Below are 14,879 nucleotides of genomic sequence, written 5' to 3' on the forward strand. Positions count from 1 at the left end.
TGAATGTTTTTTCACTAAATAGCACTGCTTTTTTGTTTCGATCACTTGTAAGCTCTTATCCAACAAAAAAACACCTCTTTCGATTTTTCGAAAAGGTGTCATTACGAAAAAAGCACAAGGAAGTCCAAACCCGTGCCCTTCATTTAAAAGTGCAAGCTACATCAAAACAAAGGTACGGAATAGGGGAATATGAAGTTGTCGCTTTTGAAACGTGTACATCTAAAGGTGTTGTCATCATGCCCCTAATCTCCTTTCCTTGTTCCAATTTATTTAGTGTTCCTTAATATTATTAGAGCGAATTATCATTGTCAATATATTTTGAAAACAATTTATATTCAGTGTTGGAATTTTGTGGTTTTTTACTATTAGATCGTATAAAAAACAATTTTATTGTTATAAAAGTTTGAAAATTGAGAGTATATTCGTTATCGTGGAAGTAATACATCAAAAGGAGTGGTACAACGATGAAGAAGCTGTTTTTTACTTTGTTACTGATATTCGTGCTCGCGGCATGCGGGACGGAAGATACAACAGATATAACAAATAATGTCCCGGGAAATACTACAGATGATGTAACGCAGGGTAATACAAATGTAGAGGAAAAAAAGATTACTTTATATAAATCTGATGAAAATGCTGAAAATACAGTTCCATATGAAGAAGAGTTTGAAGGTGATGAAGGAAACCTAGTGCCGTTTATTTTCTCGGAAGTAAATGAGCATGACGTAGAATTATTGGATTATACAGTAGAAAGTGAGAATAAAAGCTTAGTGCTAAATTTAGGCGACGATATTTATACTATTCAAGGTTCAGCTGGAGCGAAAATGTTCGTAGAAACATTAGCCCGTTCTTACTTTGAAAATTTACCGGAAATTGAGGAAATTACATTTATCCATAAGGGCTCGTACGAACCAGCTTTGGATCATATGAATATAGGGCAGCCTTACTTACGAAGTGAATTTGATATGTAGATTGGGGATTGTGGGAGATGAAACAACTATGGACAAATGGCACGATTTATACGATGGAACAAGAAGGAAGTACAGTTCAGGCTGTGCTTGTGCATGAAGGGGAAATTATAGAAACAGGAGACTTCAATCAATTACGGGAAAAAGCAGATGAAATAATCGATTTACAAGGTGCCTTCATGTATCCCGGCTTTGTCGATAGTCATTTGCATATGATTGGGCATGGAGCAAAGTTAATGCGACTGGATTTAACACAGGCCAAGAGTGGAAAGGAACTTCTGGAGCTCGTACAAAATGCTACAAGTCTGCTTGAAGAAGGGCAATGGTTAATTGGCGATGGCTGGAATGAAAATCAATTTATAGATGTTCAAATTCCGACAATAGAAGAACTTGATGCCGTAACTGATAGACCTATATATCTTAATCGTGTTTGTCATCATGTTGCACTCGTAAATTCAGCGGCGTTTCAATTAGCAGGTATAACAAATGACACGCCAGATCCAGAAGGTGGAAAATTGGGCCGTCATAAAAATGGGGAACTGAATGGCTTACTGTATGAGCAAGCTATGAATTTGGTGTCGTCTATTTTCCAGCAAGAAGGAGAAAGCTATATTGATAGTTTGCAGCACTATCTGCAATTGGGCATTGAACATATGCAATCATATGGATTAACGGGTGGTCATACGGAGGAAATGGGTTATTTTGGGCATTACATTAATCCGTTAACAGCCTATCAACGTACAGTTGGGGATAAAAAGCATTTCCGTGTCAATCTATTGCGTCATCATACAGTCTTTGAAGAAATGATTAAAAATAATGCACCATATGATGAACCGTTTATCGAGCCCGGTGCGATGAAGATTTTTGCCGATGGCTCATTTGGAGGCTCCACTGCTGCGTTATTGGAGCCATATGCAAATGAGTTGGATAATAAAGGTATGCTTATTCATACAGATGAACAAATGGAAGCCCTCATTCAATTAGCAAGAAAATACGATGAAGCAGTCGCCATCCATATTATCGGGGATGGTAGTATGGAACAAGTATTGACGTATTTAGAGAAATATCCTGTTAATAAAGGAAAGCGAGATCGCCTCATTCATTGCTGTCTCGTATCTGAAGAGCAGCTGGCAAGAATAAAAAAGCTGTCTGTTATTTTAGATTTACAGCCTGCTTTTGTCACGTCTGACTTCCCATGGATACGTGAAAAGCTGGGAGAAAATCGTTCCGGTCATATATATGCTTGGAAGACTTTTGTAGAAGCAGGTTTAATGTGCGCGGCAGGAACAGATGCGCCGATAGAAGCGATTAGTCCATTTGAAACAATTTACGCTGCAGTAGAACGCAAAAAGCCTCACGATACGCATGACGGATATGGAGCTGCACAAAAGCTATCTCGTTTTGAAGCAGTCAAAATGTATACGGTTGGAAGTGCGGAGGCCATTTGTAAAGAAAATGAGCGTGGTTACATCCGGCCGGGATACGATGCAGACTTTACAATACTCGATAAAGATCTATTACATTGCACTGCCGAAGAAATATTGCAAACTACTGCATTAAAAACAGTTGTTGCAGGTAATGTTGTATATAAAAAGTAACTAATGCATAAAGAATCACATATAAGTGTGGTTCTTTTTCTTTTGGAAAATATAACCCAAGTAAACTTATAGGAAAAAGTGTTGAAAAATCCTCTGTAAAAAGATATGATATAAAAAGCTGAAAATTCAGTTATATAAGGAGTGGTGAAATGAAGTTAAATAGATTATGGATTTTATTACCTTTTTCTTTTCTATTGTTATTAACCGCATGTAGCGGTGGTGAAGGTACAACCCAAGAGAACTCAACAGTCACAAACAATGAACCGGCTTCAAATACATCAACAGAGAATTTGAATGCACAAGGCGGTGAGTTAGTAATCGAAGTGCTTTCTGAGGCTGTGGAGTTGGATCCCCACGGTTCAAATGATATTCCTTCGTCAAATGTACAACGCAATATTTTCGAAACACTAGTTGTTCGAAATTTTGAGACAGGGGAGATAGAACCGTTATTAGCAGAGTCTTGGGAATATATTGATGAGTTGACTTTACAATTAAAATTACGTCAAGGGGTAAAATTCCATGATGGTACAGATTTTAATGCTGAAGCAGTAAAGGTGAATTTGGACCGTTTACTTGACCCAAATATCGCTTCACCACGTCTTTCAAACTTTGAACCAATTACAGAGATTGTTGTAATGGATGACTATACAATCCAAATTAAAACAGAGAAACCATATGGACCGCTATTATTCGCATTAACACATCCCGGCGGAAATATTATGAGCCCAGCTGTCATTGAAGAAGACTATAAACGTATGGAAAATGGCGGAGAGGCACGTGCATACGGAAATGAAAATCCTATCGGTACAGGTTTCTTAAAATTAGATAAATGGACGCCAGGTCAGGAAATTCGTTTAGTGAAGAATACAGAATACTGGGGTGAGCAAGTTACTTACGATTCAGCTGTCTTTAAAACAGTGCCTGAAAGTGCTACACGTGCAGCTGATTTAGAAGCAGGGTATGCACATATTATTGATCCGGTGCAACCAACAGAAGTACCTCTAGTGGAAGGGTATGCACAGGTATTAAAGCAGCCCTCTGTATCTATTTCATATTTAGGCTTCAATACTGAAAAAGAACCATTTAATAACCCGAAAGTTCGTCAAGCTATTGCAAAAGCATTGGACCGCGAAGCAATTATTAAAGGGGTGTACGATGGATTTGGTGTGCAAGCCTTTGGTCCATTATCACCTATGGTATGGGGTTACACAGAAGATGTAACAAAACAGGATACAAACATAGAAGAAGCAAAGGCATTATTGGCGGAAGCAGGCTTAGCTGATGGCTTCAAAACAGCTATTTGGACGAATGACAATCCACAGCGTCAACAAATTGCAGTAATATTACAAGAAACATTAAAGCAATTGAAAATTGATGCAACAATTGAAGTAATGGAATGGGGCGCTTATTTAGAGAAAACATCCAAGGGTGACCACGATATGTTCATGCTAGGATGGGCACCTTCTACAGGGGATGCGGATGGCGCACTTTACCCATTATTCCATTCATCTGATATCGGTAATAACAACCGTACCCGCTATAACAATGCAAAGTTGGATGAATTGCTGGAACTCGGACGTATTGAAACGGATGAAACGATACGTGCGGATATTTATAAGCAAGCACAGGAAATGATCAATACAGAAGCACCAGCGGCATTCATTCATCACCAAGCATACTTAACAGGGTATGCGAATAATGTTACAGGGTTTTCAGTTGATGCGACAGGTATTTATCAAATTCAAAACGTACAAATTAATCAATAAGCAAAAAAGTGCTACTTGCAACCGACAAAATTCACTCGGTATGCAAGTAGCCTTTTTCATGGATAAAAGTTAATTGCCCTTTCCTGATGTTTGGCATGTCCTGGATGTATTTAATATACTAAATTTACGAGAAAGGATGGGATACGATGGAACCTATAGAAAATGTATTGCCTCCAATTGTAGATGATAAAACATATGTGCTAGTCATAGGCTCGATGCCAGGGAAACAATCATTAGAGAAACAACAATATTACGGTAACCCAAGAAATCATTTTTGGGCAATCATCGGGAAGCTACTGGCAACCGAAATTCCTGAAAACTATAATGATAAAATCAGACTTCTTCGTACACATAGAATTGGTTTATGGGATTCAGTAAAAAGTTGTGAACGGAAAGGGAGTTTGGATGCAGCGATAAAAAATGAAGTTCCAAATGACTTTGCAACGCTTTTTAAAAAGTATCCCCAAATTAAACTTATCTTATTTAATGGCGGTAAAAGCTTTGAAGTATTTAAGAAGCATGTGGGATTAGAGACTTTAGAAAATCGTGCGTATGAAAAAATGCCTTCTACAAGCCCTATACCAGGAAGAAATATAAAATCATTCGATGAAAAGGTGGAGGCATGGCGTGTTATTCAACAATATCTATAAATAGACCATTTTAGTGTTGTTCGGTATGATTATATAAATGATAAAAAAGGGGAGTTTTCCATGTATCGTGTAGCAGAAGATTTCGTAAAAGATTGGGCAATAGCATCAAAAGGTGCACTAAGAATAATGCAGGCAATTCCGAATGATAAAATGCATATTGCGATTGTCGATGACCATAATTCACTAGGTTGGTTATCGTGGCATTTAGTAAGTGTAGCAGGTGCATTTGGTCAATTTGCAGGGTTACAAATTCCTGCTCCGGGACCAGATATGCCACAGCCTGAAACAATGGAAGAAATCATTGAGAAATATGAGCTAGTACGTGAAGCATATAAAAAAGAAGCAGCCACATTGACGGAAGAGCAATTATTAGAAGAAGTGCCTGCATTTGGAGGAATGATGCAGCGCGGTGATTTATTGAGTAAAGTCATTGCACATCAAACACATCATGTTGGTCAAATGACTGTATTACTTCGCCAAGCAGGCTTAAGCGTTCCACCAGTAATGGGACCAACAAAAGAAATGCAGTAATATAGTGACCTTCGCCTTTCGGTAAATGAAAAAAAGAAAGTGCCCCAACTTTAAGGCACTTTCTTTTTTAAAATTAATTGGAAAAATAATCATATGCATTTTTTGCAAGTAAAGTAACTGTGACGATAATGAATAGGACGCGAACATAGCCACTACCACGCTTAATGGCAAATCGTGAACCAACAATCGCACCGAAAATTTGTGAAGCCCCCATTATAAGCCCGTATGTATAATTGATTTGGCCTAAATAGACGAACATCAAAAGTGCCCCAATATTACTTCCAAAGTTTAATAACTTTGCATTGCCTGCAGCCTTTAAAAAATCATACCCAACCATTAAAAATGCAAAAATTAAAAATGAACCTGTACCTGGTCCCAAAAAGCCATCATAAAAGCCGATAAGTGAAATGACTAGGAAGAATAAAATATATTTAGTCTTCGATAGGGATTTAACTGCAGAAATACTACCCCAATCCTTTTTGAAAATGGTATAGATTGCTACAGCAGCTAACATAATTAGCATTAGTGGTTTTAATAGATTCGGATCGAGTAAATGAACAATCCATGCCCCAATCATAGAACTAATAAAAACATAAGGAAAGTATTTCATTACCGATTTAATATCCAATTTTCCAGAACGGTAAAATGTAATGGTGCTTGTTAGTGATCCCATTGTCCCGGCAAGCTTATTTGTTGCAACTGCTGCAGATGGACTAAGCCCAGCGAACATCAGTGCAGGTAAGGAAATTAGACCACCGCCTCCCACAACAGAATCGATAAAGGCAGCTAAAAAACCAAAGCAAAGTAAGATAATAATGAGTTGTGGGTCTAACTCAAATCCCATAAAGGAAAACCTTCTTTCTTAATATAAACCAATATAGTCATGCTAACGAAAAACAGGTTTCATGTAAATACTTAAAATTTTGCAATAACTATGATATTGTTAGTAAATTAGCTTTATAGAACGGAGTATATAAATGAAAGACTACCAATTTTTACTGTTTGATTTAGATGATACACTGCTGGATTTTAAAGCAGCAGAGAAATTAGCTTTACCGAAGTTATTTGAAGCGCATCAGTTGCCATTAACTCCACAAATTAAAAGTGTCTATCAGGAGATTAACTCTAATTTATGGCGCTTACTTGAAGAAGGATTAGTTACTAGAGAAGAGTTAATGCAAACGCGTTTTGGAAAAACATTTGAATACTTTGGCTATGAAGTAGACGGTAGGGCATTGGATGCTGAATATCGCGGATATTTAACAGAAAGTAAAGTGTTCGTAGACGGTGCGTTGCAATTAATTCAAACATTGGCGCCTCAATATGACCTATATATTACATCAAACGGTTTGGCTGATACACAAATGAAGCGGCTCCAAGTTACGGGACTGGCTCCATATTTTAAAGGAATCTTCGTCTCGGAAAATACAGGCTATCAAAAACCGATGAAACAATTTTTTGACTATGTGTTTGACCATATTCCGAATTTCGATTTAAATAAGGCATTGATAATAGGTGATTCCTATAGTGCAGATATTATTGGTGGGGATCGTGCAGGCATTGATACGTGTTGGTTAAACCCAATGTATATTACACCGCCGCAATCCGTTGTTCCAACATATGAAATTAGTAGGCTAAATCAACTTCTTTCGATTTTAAAGAATGAAAAGCATTTAAAAAGCACTGTATAATATTGCTTTTTTTAAGGGTCTTTACTATTAGAAAGGTCCAAAGTAGGGGGGGAGAGTAGTCTATAGGTGCATAGTAAATGGTGAATTTTTTTGTTAAAATGTAGTATAAAATGTACGCAAGGAGTGAGCGTAATGACCTTATTTATAATAGTCGTAATGGTAATTGTAGGCTATCTCGCATACAAAATTTACATTCATGACAATACAATTTTCTACAAAATGACAGGTTATTCTTATTTTGATGTATTAATGAAGAAAAAGGTTCGCATATTAAATAAAATTATGCATGACTTAGAGCAGGCTAAAGGCGCTCGAAAAGTAATGATAAATTTACAAATTCCTGTTTACGAGGAAATACATTCAATTGATGCTTTACTCCTGCATGAATCAGGTATTTATGTAGTGAACATAAAAGACAAATCAGGTTGGATTAATGGACGAGAGCAAAATATTGAATGGAAAGAGCTATTACATAAGAATAAAATACGTACATTCAACAACCCAATACACGAAACTAAGCGTCTGATAAATGCCTTGCAGGACCAACTTCCAGAAGTTGATGCAACACTATTCGAGACGGTTGTTGTTTTTACAAACGATTGTTCATTTCAACAAATTGAAATACATTCGGAAAATGTTGAAGTGTTAAAAATGTCCGAGTTAAATAATCTGACAAAAACTCTTGATCGAAAACGTTTAACAGAAGCGGATATTGAAACATTATTCTCAACATTAGAGGGCTTTATGACTGGAAAAAACAGTGCATTAAAGTCGAAACCAACAGTATCGGTGAATTGAAATTATGAGCTAAGCAGATTGTCTACTGCTTAGCTCTTTTTTTATTTAAAAATGAAATGTATAAAAAATGCATAATGTACTATTGAAAAATGATGAGTTTTGCTATATAGCACATTTTATTTGCTCATTTAAGTAATTTATTACGAAAATAATATGAACGAATTATTTGTCTGAAATGTATAAAAATTTGAAATATTGTTTGTTTTATGAAAATTAATCTGTAAAATTTAGGATGTAAGATGTATAAAGCAAAAAACAAAGGGGGCACAACAAATGAAGAACAATTTTAAAAATAGCTTTCTGCTATTTATAGTAATGGCATTTGCCTTATTACTTGTTGCATGTAGCGGAGGGGATGATTCAACGGAAGATTCTTCTAGTAATAACGATTCTTCGGCAGATTCGTCGAATGATACGCATGCAGCAGGCGGTGATTTAGTATTAGCAACCTTATCCGATGCCGCAAATCTAGATCCACATATGTCAACGGACGTTCCATCAGCTTCGGTATTATCAAATATTACAGAGGGATTAGTAAAAAAGGATAAAGACGGAGAAATTATTCCGAGCTTGGCAAAAAGTTGGACATCCATTGATGATTTAACATGGGAGTTTGAACTTGAAGAAGGGGTAAAATTCCATGATGGAGAAGAATTCAATGCTACAGCAGTGAAAAAGAACTTTGAAAGAATTTTGGATCCCGAAGTTGCAGCGCCACGCGCATTTTTGTTTGAAGCCATTAAAGAAGTGGAAGTTGTGAGTGATTACACTGTACGTATTCATACACATTATCCATTCGCACCACTGTTAAACCATTTAAACCACCCAGTAGGCGTTATTCTTTCACCAGCTCAAATTGATGCCGATTATGAAAATATGAAAACGGGCAATATAGCCGGAGCAATTATGAATGCAAATGGTCCAGTTGGTACTGGCTTTATGAAGTTTGATTCATGGACACCAGGAACGGAAATTAAATTAGTGAATAATCAGGATTACTGGAATCAAAAGGCTTATATAGATTCAGTAACTTTTAAAGTAATTCCTGAAAGTGCAACGCGTGCAGCTGAACTTGAGACCGGGTATGCACATATTATTGAGCCAGTTCAACCTAATGAAGTTGAAATGATTGATGCAACATCTAGTTCAGTTAGTATTACTCCAGGTTCTTCACTATCTTACATTGGATTTAATATTAACAAGAAGCCGTTTGATGATGTACGTGTACGTCAGGCAATCTCAATGATTGTAGATCAACAGTTAATCATTGATGGTATTTATGAGGGAATTGGTGAACCGGCACGTGGTCCACTAGCACCAACTGTGTTTGGCTATGATGGAACACTAACACCAATTTCAAAAGATATCGAAAAGGCAAAAGCACTTTTAGCGGAAGCTGGGTACGCAGAGGGCTTTGAGACTTCGATTTGGACAAATGATAATCCACAACGACAAAATATTGCAATTATGCTTCAAGAAGAATTAAAGCAATTAAATATTACAGCTAATATCGAAGTTTTAGAGTGGGGTGCATACCTTGATAAAACGGATGCAGGTGAGCATGAAATGTATATTTTAGGTTTATCTAATCCAGTAGGTGATGCAGATTACTTCTTGACACAACTATACCATTCTAAAAACCACGGAGGATCTGGTAATACTACTTTTTATAGTAATAAAGAGTTAGATGCAATACTAGATGAAGCACGTGAAGAAATTGATACAACGAAACGTTTGGCCTTATATAAACAGGCTCAAGAAATCTTAATAGAAGAAGCACCAATGATTTACGTACACCACCAAGCCTATATTTCAGGATTAAGTGAAAAAATTGAAGGACACTGGATTAATGATTCAGGACATCATAAGCTTCAGGAAGTGAAATTTGTAAAGTAAGTATAGTAAAAGGAAGCGGAACTTTTCGGAGTTCTACTTCCTTTTTATGTATTTTTTAAAGGTAAACTGGTCGTTACCGTCGAAATTATTTAAGTAACGAAATCCTATTTAGGAGGTTTTATGTATGAGATTGAAGGATAAAGTCGCAGTAATAACAGGTGCTGCATCAGGAATGGGGAAGGCGACGGCCATTTTATTTGCCCGAGAAGGTGCAAAGGTTGTTGTATCGGACCTAACTCTTGAAGGTGCGGGGGCAACAGTAGCAGAAATTACAGCACTGGGCGGAACGGCAACTGCTGTAGTAGCTAATGTTGCGACGGAAGCAGATATTCATAAATTAATAAAAGCCGCTTTAAATAGTTATGGTACACTTGATATTTTAGTAAACAATGCTGGTATTATGGACGACTTCTCTCCAGTAGGCGATGTGAAAGATGACTTATGGGATCGCGTATTTGAAGTAAATGTAAAAGGTGTTATGCGTGCAAGCCGTCAAGCGATGCCTATTTTTCTGGAAAAGGGTGCAGGAACGATTATAAATATTGCCTCAATAGGTGGTTTATACGGCTCTAGGGCGGGGGCTGCGTATACAGCATCTAAACATGCTGTTATAGGATTAACGAAAAATACAGCATTCCAATATGCGGAAAAAGGTATTAAATGTAATGCTATTGCTCCAGGCGGGGTCAATACAAATATTGGTGCAAGTTTCAGCAGTGCAAATCAAGAAGGTATGACTCGTGCAATGGCAGGAGCAAGTTTTAACCCACGGAGTGGTGAACCGGAAGATATTGCGCGGGTTGCACTGTTTTTAGCATCAGAGGACTCTGATTTTGTAAATGGGGTCGTCATTACTGCAGATGCAGGATGGACAGCGTATTAATATTTTCTATTTTCAAGGTTCGGTAAACATACCGAACTTTTTTTTATGGAAAAAAATCTATCAATCTAATACTAATTCAAGAAAAATATGTTTTTTATTGAATTTTATTAACTTTTTGCTATATTAATACGTCTAATATATAAAGTAAAGATTGGAGGGCAATAAGATGGGGAAAAAAATTGGCCTACTTGGTATTTTGTTTAGTTTCTTGTTAGTTGTTCAAGGTTACCGGTTTTGGACAGACGTACCATCCACATTTGCAGAGAGCGGGATGGTTACGATAAGCATAACTTACTCTGAACAGGTGGCTTTCGACCGTTTTATTAATAAAGCATCAAGTACAAGTGAATTAGTGAAACCCTTTTATTTATTTAATGGAGGGCTAACGCGGAGCATTCAAAACTGTGATGAATACATAGAGGTTGAAAAAATACTAGAAGACAAGAAGCGGCCTACCAATAAGCAAGGGAATGAACAGAGCCAACCGATTAGTGGAGATAATAAGGGAAAAAGAATTGCGCTCACATTTGATGATGGTCCACATCAATCGGTGACCAATCAAATTTTATTAACGCTTCAAAAACATGAAGTGAAGGCGACATTTTTTGTGCTTGGGCAAAATGTTGTGAAGCATCCTGAAATCGTAAAAAAGGCAGATGCATCTGGGCATGAAATCGCCAACCATTCATGGGGGCATAAAAATTTAACCAAGCTAAACGTAAGCCAAATGCAAGAGGAAATCAATCGGGCAAACGAGGCAATCTGTGATGCAATCGGGAAATATCCCACAATGTATAGACCACCATTTGGAGCGATTGACGAGACGGTACGAGAAGTAATTGAGTTAACCCCGGTTTTATGGAATATTGATACGCTCGATTGGCATCATAAAACGCCGGCAAAAACGTTGGCGAACTTGAAGGCCCAGGCAAAGAATGATGGTATTATTTTAATGCATGATATTCATCAACAATCGGCAGAAGCTTTGGAAGATGTTATTCTATATTTAAAAGAGGAAGGCTATGAATTTGTGACAACAAGCCAATTATTATAGTGTGAGAGTTTCTAAAGGAAGTAGTGAGGGCTATTTCCTTTTTTTATTTTTATCAGTTTATGGTACGATACAAGCGAACACATACGAAGGAGGATCCGTCGTGGGTCTATTATCAAAACGAGCGTTAAGTATTCAACAATTTCAATTAAACAGTAAAATTTTTGCTTGTCCTTTTTGTAAACAGCAAATGAATATGAGTGATGAAGGGAAAATGAGCTGTGCCTTGAATCATACATTTGATGTAGCAAAGCAAGGTTATTTATATATGTTAAATCGACCAGTACAGTCGATGTATGGTAAAGAGCTATTCGTATCACGGCATACGATTATTAATGCGGGGATATATGACAAAGTGCAAAAAGCGATTGCCAGTGAAATCAAACAGCAAAACCCGGTCATTTTAGATACAGGCTGTGGGGAAGGTTCCCATTTACACCGCATCTGTGAGCAATTGGACGGTGCTGTTGGTATCGGAATCGATATTTCAAAAGAAGGAATCATGGCCGCTGCCAAGTTTTATAACGAACAGCTTTGGTGCGTGGGTGATTTGGCAAATAGTCCATATAATGAGCAATCCTTTGATGCCATACTCAATATTTTATCACCTGCCAACTATGAAGAATTTAAACGATTGCTTAAGCCAGGAGGAAAAGTTATTAAAGTTGTTCCCCAGGAAAATTATTTAATGGAGCTACGCAAGCAAGCCTTTGCAGATTCTGAAAAGGAAAGCTATACAAATGCTCAAACTGTGGAACGTTTTAAGACAGCCTTTGGACATGTTGAAGTGAAGCGTATTACGTATACCGTCCCACTTGAAGCGCATCTAGTACAAAACTTACTCGAAATGACACCAATGGGTTGGCACATTGAAGAAAAAGAGAATATTCAATTACGGGAAATTACAATTGATTTAGATTTATTAATTGGAATGGAGTGATGATGGATGAAGAAAATTTTAGTATTAGGTGGAACACGTTTTTTTGGAAGGAAATTAGTAGATTTATTACTGGAGCAAAAGCATGAAGTAACGATTGTAACGCGAGGGGTTTCTGAAAATCCGTTTGGTGAAGCGGTGGAACATATTAAAGTCGACCGCAAAGAAAAGGCTGCGTTTGAGAAAGCTTTGGAAAATCGCACTTTTGATATTGTTTACGATAATATTTGCTATTCACCGAATGAAGCGAAGCAACTATGTGACATGTTTAAAGGAAAAATCGGTAAACTTGTTTTCACCTCTACATTAGCTACATATGAGGCAGATGGTATGCCCCATGCAGAGGGGGATTTTGACCCAACTTCATATGAAATCGTAATGGGTGATACGCATGAATTTACTTACGGTGAAGGAAAGCGTTTAGCGGAAGCGGTCTTTTATAGATTTGCCGATTTCCCTGTCGTGGCTGTTCGCTTCCCGATTGTGATGGGTGAGGATGATTATACGCGCCGCTTGCATTTCCATATTGAGCGCATCGTAAATAATGAGCCGATTGGATTTAGTAATATGGATGCTGAAATGTCGTTCATTCAAGCAACAGAAGCAGCAAGATTTTTAATGTGGGCAGGAATGGGAAATGTTGAAGGACCGATTAATGCTACGGCGAATGGTGTTATAGCATTAAAAGATTTGATTTCACTTATAGAAGAAAAAACGGGTGAACGTGCAAAAATAGCACTGCTCGGTACTGAAGAAATCCGTTCACCATATGCAATCCCTGCTTCATGGTATATGAAAAATGATAAATCACAGCAACTAGGATTTAAATTTAGTCATATTGATGATTGGTTGCCTCAGTTAGTCGAAGAAATTGCAAAATCTACACCAAAACAGTAATGATTGTATAGCAATACGACTATAGATTACAATAGATTGAGAATCAAACATAAGGTAGGAATGAAAAGTGTATAAATTTATTGCAAATATTGTATATGGTATTTTAGGGGTTAACGGGTCAAAGGCAAAGGTATATGGGAAAGAAAATATACCGAAAGAAGGAGGCTTTGTCATTGCTTGTACACATAATGGCTATATCGACATTTTAAATTTGGGAATATCGATGTTGCCACGAGAAGTACATTTTATGGCTAAAAAGCAATTGTTCGATGTTAAAGGCATAGGTTGGCTTATTAAAAGGCTGAACGCATTTCCGGTCGATCGTGATAATCCAGGGCCTAGTGTAATTAAAATCCCTCGACAACTTATTAAAGAGGGAAAGGTTGTAGGGATATTCCCAAGTGGTACAAGAAGCTCTGAAAACTCAGAATTAAAAGCCGGTGCCGTGACAATCGCCCAGCTGGCTAAGGCAGAAATTGTGCCGGCTGCCTATATCGGTCCGAAAAATGCAAAGGGTGTATTCAAACGTCAAAAAGGCTATTTGATTTACGGCAAGCCATTTACAGTGGAATCGGGAAAAGAAGGTCGTGAACAATCGGTACAGTTTTTGGAACAAGAGCTCAACCGACTGACTGCCCACCTTAAAGAATTGCATCCAGAGGTAAAATAATAGAAGCTGCCAAAATTTTTTTGGCGGCTTCTTTATGAGGAGGAGTCAATATGAAACAAGTGTTATTCGTATGCTTAGGAAATATTTGCCGTTCTCCAATGGCAGAGGCGGTTATGCGTGATTTAATAGAAAAGCGCGGTTTGTCCGATCAGATTAAAGTCGATTCAGCAGGAACGAGCAACTACCATATCGGCGAACCGCCACACAAAGGGACAAAGGCAAAACTACAGGAATTCGGCATTACTACAAGTGGGATGCAAGCTCGCCAGTTACGAAGCTCCGATTTGCATAACTTTGATTATATTGTGTGTATGGATGAAAGTAATGTAGCTAATACAATTGAAATGCTACGTGCAGAAGGGGATGTAAAAATATTTCGCTTCCTTGATTTAACTACTCATAAGAAGGATGTTCCTGACCCATGGTATACAGGCGACTTCCAGGAAACTTATGAACTTTGTTTGGAAGGGTGCGAGGCACTACTGAACCGAATTTTGGACGACTTTAAAAAATAAAATAGCGGGGCTGATGAAGACATCAGTC

The 14,879-nt window shown here is 37.5% G+C and carries 15 protein-coding genes; 14 read left to right on the forward strand and 1 reads right to left on the reverse strand.

The genetic code is table 11. From position 1 onward, the window contains the following. The first annotated feature begins 464 nt into the window (after positions 1–464). From H9632_RS11615 to H9632_RS11635, 5 genes are all read left to right on the forward strand, one after another. Entirely contained in the window at positions 465–971 is a 507-nt protein-coding gene (locus tag H9632_RS11615; protein ID WP_191704244.1) for a membrane lipoprotein lipid attachment site-containing protein, read from the forward strand. A 17-nt stretch (positions 972–988) separates the two neighbouring features. Then, on the forward strand, positions 989–2,566 hold the full coding sequence (locus tag H9632_RS11620; RefSeq protein ID WP_191704245.1) for an amidohydrolase: 1,578 nt from the start codon (positions 989–991) through the stop codon (positions 2,564–2,566). A 149-nt stretch (positions 2,567–2,715) separates the two neighbouring features. Further along, entirely contained in the window at positions 2,716–4,332 is a 1,617-nt protein-coding gene (locus tag H9632_RS11625) for a glutathione ABC transporter substrate-binding protein (RefSeq protein ID WP_191704246.1), read from the forward strand. A gap of 146 nt (positions 4,333–4,478) precedes the next feature. After that, complete coding sequence (locus H9632_RS11630; RefSeq protein ID WP_191704247.1) at positions 4,479–4,982, forward strand: DNA-deoxyinosine glycosylase; 504 nt, start codon at positions 4,479–4,481, stop codon at positions 4,980–4,982. Between the two features lie 60 nt (positions 4,983–5,042). After that, complete coding sequence (locus H9632_RS11635; RefSeq protein ID WP_191704248.1) at positions 5,043–5,513, forward strand: DinB family protein; 471 nt, start codon at positions 5,043–5,045, stop codon at positions 5,511–5,513. A 73-nt stretch (positions 5,514–5,586) separates the two neighbouring features. Here the strand turns inward: H9632_RS11635 and H9632_RS11640 are convergent, their stop codons facing one another. Continuing rightward, positions 5,587–6,357 carry a TSUP family transporter gene (locus H9632_RS11640; protein WP_191704249.1) on the reverse strand — a complete coding sequence of 257 codons (771 nt, stop codon included), beginning with the start codon at positions 6,355–6,357 and terminating at the stop codon, positions 5,587–5,589. Between the two features lie 133 nt (positions 6,358–6,490). On the opposite strand from H9632_RS11640, the gene H9632_RS11645 reads away from it, so the two are divergent. The 9 genes from H9632_RS11645 to H9632_RS11685 all read left to right on the forward strand — a co-directional run bounded on the left by H9632_RS11645 (position 6,491) and on the right by H9632_RS11685 (position 14,851). Then, positions 6,491–7,204, forward strand: a complete 714-nt coding sequence (locus tag H9632_RS11645) for a YjjG family noncanonical pyrimidine nucleotidase (RefSeq protein WP_191704250.1) — start codon at positions 6,491–6,493, stop codon at positions 7,202–7,204. 132 nt (positions 7,205–7,336) lie between these two features. Beyond that, positions 7,337–8,002, forward strand: coding sequence for a nuclease-related domain-containing protein (locus H9632_RS11650; RefSeq protein WP_191704251.1), 666 nt, complete (start codon positions 7,337–7,339; stop codon positions 8,000–8,002). Between the two features lie 273 nt (positions 8,003–8,275). Beyond that, a complete protein-coding gene (locus H9632_RS11655; RefSeq protein ID WP_191704252.1) occupies positions 8,276–9,898 on the forward strand; it encodes a glutathione ABC transporter substrate-binding protein in 1,623 nt (540 codons plus the stop codon). Between the two features lie 124 nt (positions 9,899–10,022). Further along, on the forward strand, positions 10,023–10,781 hold the full coding sequence (locus tag H9632_RS11660) for an SDR family oxidoreductase (protein ID WP_191704253.1): 759 nt from the start codon (positions 10,023–10,025) through the stop codon (positions 10,779–10,781). A 166-nt stretch (positions 10,782–10,947) separates the two neighbouring features. Then, positions 10,948–11,835 carry a polysaccharide deacetylase family protein gene (locus H9632_RS11665; protein WP_191704254.1) on the forward strand — a complete coding sequence of 296 codons (888 nt, stop codon included), beginning with the start codon at positions 10,948–10,950 and terminating at the stop codon, positions 11,833–11,835. Positions 11,836–11,935: 100 nt separating this feature from the next. Further along, positions 11,936–12,772 carry a methyltransferase domain-containing protein gene (locus H9632_RS11670; protein ID WP_191704255.1) on the forward strand — a complete coding sequence of 279 codons (837 nt, stop codon included), beginning with the start codon at positions 11,936–11,938 and terminating at the stop codon, positions 12,770–12,772. 6 nt (positions 12,773–12,778) lie between these two features. Beyond that, positions 12,779–13,666 carry an NAD-dependent epimerase/dehydratase family protein gene (locus H9632_RS11675; protein ID WP_191704256.1) on the forward strand — a complete coding sequence of 296 codons (888 nt, stop codon included), beginning with the start codon at positions 12,779–12,781 and terminating at the stop codon, positions 13,664–13,666. Between the two features lie 67 nt (positions 13,667–13,733). Beyond that, positions 13,734–14,336 carry a lysophospholipid acyltransferase family protein gene (locus tag H9632_RS11680; RefSeq protein ID WP_191704257.1) on the forward strand — a complete coding sequence of 201 codons (603 nt, stop codon included), beginning with the start codon at positions 13,734–13,736 and terminating at the stop codon, positions 14,334–14,336. Between the two features lie 50 nt (positions 14,337–14,386). Continuing rightward, on the forward strand, positions 14,387–14,851 hold the full coding sequence (locus H9632_RS11685; RefSeq protein ID WP_191704258.1) for a low molecular weight protein-tyrosine-phosphatase: 465 nt from the start codon (positions 14,387–14,389) through the stop codon (positions 14,849–14,851). The last annotated feature ends 28 nt before the right edge of the window (positions 14,852–14,879 follow it).

The organism is Solibacillus merdavium, assembly GCF_014836935.1.
Taxonomy (GTDB): Bacteria; Bacillota; Bacilli; order Bacillales_A; family Planococcaceae; genus Solibacillus; species Solibacillus ferritrahens.

What these genes read in the sequence shown, in the direction of transcription:
- H9632_RS11635 (WP_191704248.1), top strand. Translation starts at nt 5,043, where the DNA reads ATGTATCGTGTAGCAGAAGATTTCGTAAAAGATTGGGCAATAGCATCA.
- H9632_RS11640 (WP_191704249.1), bottom strand. Translation starts at nt 6,357, where the DNA reads ATGGGATTTGAGTTAGACCCACAACTCATTATTATCTTACTTTGCTTT.
- H9632_RS11620 (WP_191704245.1), top strand. Translation starts at nt 989, where the DNA reads ATGAAACAACTATGGACAAATGGCACGATTTATACGATGGAACAAGAA.
- H9632_RS11630 (WP_191704247.1), top strand. Translation starts at nt 4,479, where the DNA reads ATGGAACCTATAGAAAATGTATTGCCTCCAATTGTAGATGATAAAACA.
- H9632_RS11655 (WP_191704252.1), top strand. Translation starts at nt 8,276, where the DNA reads ATGAAGAACAATTTTAAAAATAGCTTTCTGCTATTTATAGTAATGGCA.
- H9632_RS11625 (WP_191704246.1), top strand. Translation starts at nt 2,716, where the DNA reads ATGAAGTTAAATAGATTATGGATTTTATTACCTTTTTCTTTTCTATTG.
- H9632_RS11615 (WP_191704244.1), top strand. Translation starts at nt 465, where the DNA reads ATGAAGAAGCTGTTTTTTACTTTGTTACTGATATTCGTGCTCGCGGCA.
- H9632_RS11665 (WP_191704254.1), top strand. Translation starts at nt 10,948, where the DNA reads ATGGGGAAAAAAATTGGCCTACTTGGTATTTTGTTTAGTTTCTTGTTA.
- H9632_RS11685 (WP_191704258.1), top strand. Translation starts at nt 14,387, where the DNA reads ATGAAACAAGTGTTATTCGTATGCTTAGGAAATATTTGCCGTTCTCCA.
- H9632_RS11660 (WP_191704253.1), top strand. Translation starts at nt 10,023, where the DNA reads ATGAGATTGAAGGATAAAGTCGCAGTAATAACAGGTGCTGCATCAGGA.
- H9632_RS11675 (WP_191704256.1), top strand. Translation starts at nt 12,779, where the DNA reads ATGAAGAAAATTTTAGTATTAGGTGGAACACGTTTTTTTGGAAGGAAA.
- H9632_RS11650 (WP_191704251.1), top strand. Translation starts at nt 7,337, where the DNA reads ATGACCTTATTTATAATAGTCGTAATGGTAATTGTAGGCTATCTCGCA.
- H9632_RS11645 (WP_191704250.1), top strand. Translation starts at nt 6,491, where the DNA reads ATGAAAGACTACCAATTTTTACTGTTTGATTTAGATGATACACTGCTG.